General features: G+C 70.4%; 3 protein-coding genes. 1 reads left to right on the top strand and 2 read right to left on the bottom strand.

The features are described 5' to 3' along the window. Window positions 1-167: 167 nt before the first annotated feature. On the top strand, window positions 168-1,991 hold the full coding sequence (locus ENN83_RS03985; protein WP_287184310.1) for an ABC-F family ATP-binding cassette domain-containing protein: 1,824 nt from the start codon (window positions 168-170) through the stop codon (window positions 1,989-1,991). 145 nt (window positions 1,992-2,136) lie between these two features. Here ENN83_RS03985 and ENN83_RS03980 read toward each other — a convergent pair whose 3' ends face one another. After that, window positions 2,137-2,892 (bottom strand): SDR family NAD(P)-dependent oxidoreductase, encoded by a 756-nt coding sequence (locus tag ENN83_RS03980; protein ID WP_287184309.1) that lies wholly within the window; start codon window positions 2,890-2,892, stop codon window positions 2,137-2,139. A gap of 75 nt (window positions 2,893-2,967) precedes the next feature. After that, window positions 2,968-3,708, bottom strand: coding sequence for a TPM domain-containing protein (locus ENN83_RS03975; protein WP_287184308.1), 741 nt, complete (start codon window positions 3,706-3,708; stop codon window positions 2,968-2,970). Window positions 3,709-4,177 lie beyond the last annotated feature (469 nt).

Genomic DNA, 4,177 nt, shown 5'->3' with positions numbered 1-4,177 from the left:
CGGTCTCGACTTCCACATGGGCGACGACGGCGGCGGCGGCGACGTGATGGAAGCCTGAGCTGGTCCGCGACCGATCCGACAGGCCCCGTCGGCGCGCGCCGGCGGGTCTCTTGCTGGCCGCCAAGCGGTCGCTTGACCGCGGGGGCGGGGCGCAGTAGCCACCACCCATGGCGCGCGCACCCCTTTTGCAGCTTTCCGGCATCTCTCTGACCTTTGGCGGCAACCCTGTCTTTGCGGGTGTCGATCTGGTGATCCAGCCGGGCGACCGGGTGGCGCTGGTGGGGCGCAACGGATCGGGCAAGTCGACGCTGATGAAGGTGATGGCGGGCCTGGTCGAGCCCGATGCGGGCGCGCGTATCCTCTCGCCCGGCACCACGGTCGGCTACATGGAGCAGGATCCCGACCTGTCGGGCTTTGCCACGCTGGGCGATTTCGCCGCCGCGACATTGCCGCCGGGCGAGGAATACCGCGTGGCGATGGTGGCCGAGGGGCTGAAATTCGACCCCGCCACCCCGGTCGCGACCGCCTCGGGCGGCGAGCGGCGGCGGGCGGCTCTGGCCCGTCTTCTGGCCGAGGCGCCGTCGCTGATGCTGCTGGACGAGCCGACCAACCATCTGGACATCGAGGCGATTGCCTGGCTGGAATCGCAACTGGGCGAGACACGCTCGGCCTTCGTGCTGATCTCGCATGACCGGGCCTTCCTGCGCGCGCTGGCGCGCGCGACGCTGTGGATCGACCGGGGCGAGGTGCGCCGCCAGGAGCGCGGCTTCGAGGCGTTCGAGGCATGGCGCGACAAGGTCTGGGCCGAGGAGGACGAGGCGCGCCACAAGCTCGAGCGCAGGATCAAGGCCGAGGGCCGCTGGGCGGTCGAGGGGATATCGGCCCGGCGCAAGCGCAACCAGGGACGGCTGCGCGCGCTGGCCGCGATGCGCGAGGACCGCGCGGCGATGATCCGCCGCCAGGGCACCGCGGCGATGGCGCTGGACTCGGGGCCGCAATCGGGCAAGCGGGTGATCGAGGCCAGGGGTATCTCGAAGAGCTTTGACGACCGTGCGATCCTGCGCGATTTCAGCCTGCGCATCCACCGGGGCGAGCGTGTGGCGCTGGTCGGACCGAACGGCGCGGGCAAGACGACGCTGTTGCGGATGCTGACCGGTGGACTGGCGCCCGATACCGGCGAGGTGGTCCTGGGCTCGAACGTGCAGATGGCGGTGTTCGACCAGAACCGCGCCGCGCTGGACCCCGACATGACGCTGTGGGAAAGCCTGACCGGCGATCCGGAGATGCGCGTTTCGGGCAAGGCCGACCAGGTGCTGGTGCGCGGCAGGCCCCGCCATGTGGTCGGTTATCTCAAGGACTTCCTTTTCGACGAGGCGCAGGCCCGTGCGCCGGTCCGCGCGCTGTCGGGCGGCGAGCGGGCGCGGCTGCTACTGGCGCGGATCATGGCGCGCGAGTCGAACCTTCTGGTTCTGGACGAGCCGACGAACGACCTGGATGTCGAGACGCTGGATCTGTTGCAGGAATTGCTGTCGGACTATGATGGCACGGTGCTGCTGGTCAGCCATGATCGTGATTTCCTCGACCGGGTGGCGTCCACCACCATCGCGATGGAGGGCGACGGCAAGGCCGTGGTCTATGCCGGGGGCTGGTCCGATTACCGCGGCCAGCGGGGGGGCGTGAGCGATGCGCGGCCATCCGAGAAGCCTGCCGCCCCGGCTCCGAAACAGGTGCCCCGGAAGGCGGAAAGGACCGCGCAGGGGCTGAGCTTCACCGAAAGGCACAGGCTCGACGCGCTGCCCGCGGAGATCGCGCGGCTTGAGGCCGAGATCGGCAGGATCGAGGCGCTGCTGGCCGATCCGGGGCTGTTTGCGCGCGATCCCTCGAAATTCGCGAGGGCGAGCGAGGCGCTGGCGGAACGACAGGCGGCGTTGTCCGAGGCCGAGGAGGACTGGCTGATGCTGGCCGAGAAGGCCGAGGCGACGGAACGCTAGACGGGGGAGCGGTTTCGCCCCGGCTTGCGCCGGGGCGACCGGGTGGGGGGGGCGCTGCCCCCCGTCCTTCGGACTCCCCCCGGGATATTTGCGGCCAGAAGAAGCAGGGTTCGGGGTTTTCCCGGCGAGGCCGGATCGGGCGGCCTCAGCGCATTCTCAGCGCGCCGTCGAGCCGGATCACCTCGCCATTCAGATAGCAATTCTCGATGATGTGGCAGACAAGGGCCGCGAATTCGGCCGGGGCGCCCAGCCGCGGCGGGTTCGGCACATCGGCGGCCAGCCCGTCCATCACCTCCTGGCCCAGACCTTCGAGCATCGGGGTGCGGAAGACGCCGGGTGCGACGGCCATCACGCGGATGCGCAGATTCGCCAGATCGCGGGCAAGCGGCAGGGTCATCGCGGCGATACCGCCCTTGGAGGCGGCATAGGCGGCCTGACCCTTCTGCCCGTCGAAGGCGGCGATCGAGGCGGTGTTGATGATCACGCCGCGACAGCCATCGGCCTCGTGATCGTTCCCGGCCATCTCGGCGGCGGCCAGGCGCAGCACGTTGAAGCTGCCGATCAGGTTGATCTCGACGGTGCGGCGGAAGCTTTCCAATGCGTGCGGCCCGTTCCGGCCCAGAAGCCGTTCCGCGGTGGCGATGCCGGCGCAGTTGATGCAGGCGGTCAGTCCGCCCATCTGCGCGACCGCCTCGCCGATGGCCTGGGCGACCGAGGTTTCGTCGGTGACATCGACCGGCTTGAAGCCCGCGCCGATCTCGGCCGCCAGCGCCATGCCGCGTTCGGCGTCGCGGTCGAGGATGGTCACCGCCGCCTCGCCCGCGCAGAGCGCGCGCGCCGCCGCCGCCCCGAGACCCGAGGCGCCCCCGGTCACGATCGCCTTTGTTTCGCTGATCCGCATGGTTTACCCTCCCTTCCGGCTCGTCCGGCCAGTGCTAGCCGCGACGCGCGCGGCTTGTCCATGCGTCCTTGCAGCCTACCAGCGCCCGCTGGCGCCCCCACCCGAAGACCGGCCGCCGCCGAAGCCGCCGCTCGACCCGCCGGGGCGCGAGATCGGGTAGGTTTTCGTGTCGCTCGGCCCGCAGGCGGGGCAGGAGGTGACCTGTCGGCCGTCGCCCGCCTCGGCGCTTGTGGCGGGGCAGATCACCTCGCGGATCTGATGCAGGCCGCGCTGGCCGCAACCGGGGCAGCGCCGGACCCGCAGGCCCAGATCGCCCAGCCGCCGCCGGAAGGCGACCGCCAGAAAGAAGGCCGCGAACAGCAGCAGCGGCAGAAGCCCCGCCCCCCATCCACCCGTGCCCGAGCCGGACCCGGGCGGCTTGCCCGCGGCACGGGGCCGGGCGATGCGGGCGATGGCGGCCATGGTGCCGGTCTCGATCCCCTCGGAATAGCGGTCCTCGCGGAACAGCGGCAGGAAGCTCTCCTCGGCCACATCGCGCGCCACGCGGTCCCAGTCGCGCGCATGACCTGCGCCCAGTTCCAGCCGCATCTCGCGGTCGCGATGGGCAACCAGAACGAGGATGCCGTCATTGCGCGTCGCATCGCCCACGCCCCAGGTGTTGAAAAGGTGCGTCGCGAAATCCTCGAACAGGCCGAGATACCCGTAATCGGACCGGCGGGCGATGGTCACCACGGTCATCTCGACCCCGGTTTCGGCCCGCAGCGCGGACAGCGCGGCGCGCAGGCGGTCCTCGGCCGCGGCCTCGATGATCGGCATGGTCGTTGACAAAAAGATCGTCAGGCGCGGACCAGTTGCCGGTCTGGGCAAGTGCCGGGGCCTGCGCGACCAGCAGCGGGATCGTCAGGATCGGGGCAAGTCGGCAGGCCATGGGCTGTCTCCGGGGAGGCGGGGAGCGATTGTCCGGCGGCTGGGCGAGCGGCTGCCGCTTGTCCAGCCCCCGCCCGGCGGAAAGCCGCCGGGCGGGGAGCGTGGAACAGGGGCGGTGTCACATCCCCGTGTTCGTCCCTTTCACTGCAGGCGATGCAACCCTTTTTACAACGTTGTCGACAGGCGGCGGTTCGGACGCCTGGCCCTTGTCGGGCCTAATTCCGAGGACGATAGAGAAGCAAGGAGAATTCCGATGAAACTGAATCGTTTCACGCTTCCGCTGGCGCTGACTTTCGGCGCCGTTGCGGTCACCCCGGCGCTGGCCGGCAGCTACAGCCCCGCCCCGGCCGATGCGCCG

This window comes from Rhodovulum sp., from assembly GCF_011048875.1.
Lineage (GTDB): Bacteria > Pseudomonadota > Alphaproteobacteria > Rhodobacterales > Rhodobacteraceae > Rhodovulum > Rhodovulum tesquicola.
The sequence above is the reverse complement of the archived record's forward strand: the minus strand, read 5'-3'. Positions and strand labels throughout refer to the sequence as shown.

Bases quoted from the DNA above. Each gene is read 5' to 3' on its own strand.
- ENN83_RS03985 (WP_287184310.1), top strand. From the start codon at position 168: ATGGCGCGCGCACCCCTTTTGCAGCTTTCCGGCATCTCTCTGACCTTT.
- ENN83_RS03980 (WP_287184309.1), bottom strand. From the start codon at position 2,892: ATGCGGATCAGCGAAACAAAGGCGATCGTGACCGGGGGCGCCTCGGGT.
- ENN83_RS03975 (WP_287184308.1), bottom strand. From the start codon at position 3,708: ATGCCGATCATCGAGGCCGCGGCCGAGGACCGCCTGCGCGCCGCGCTG.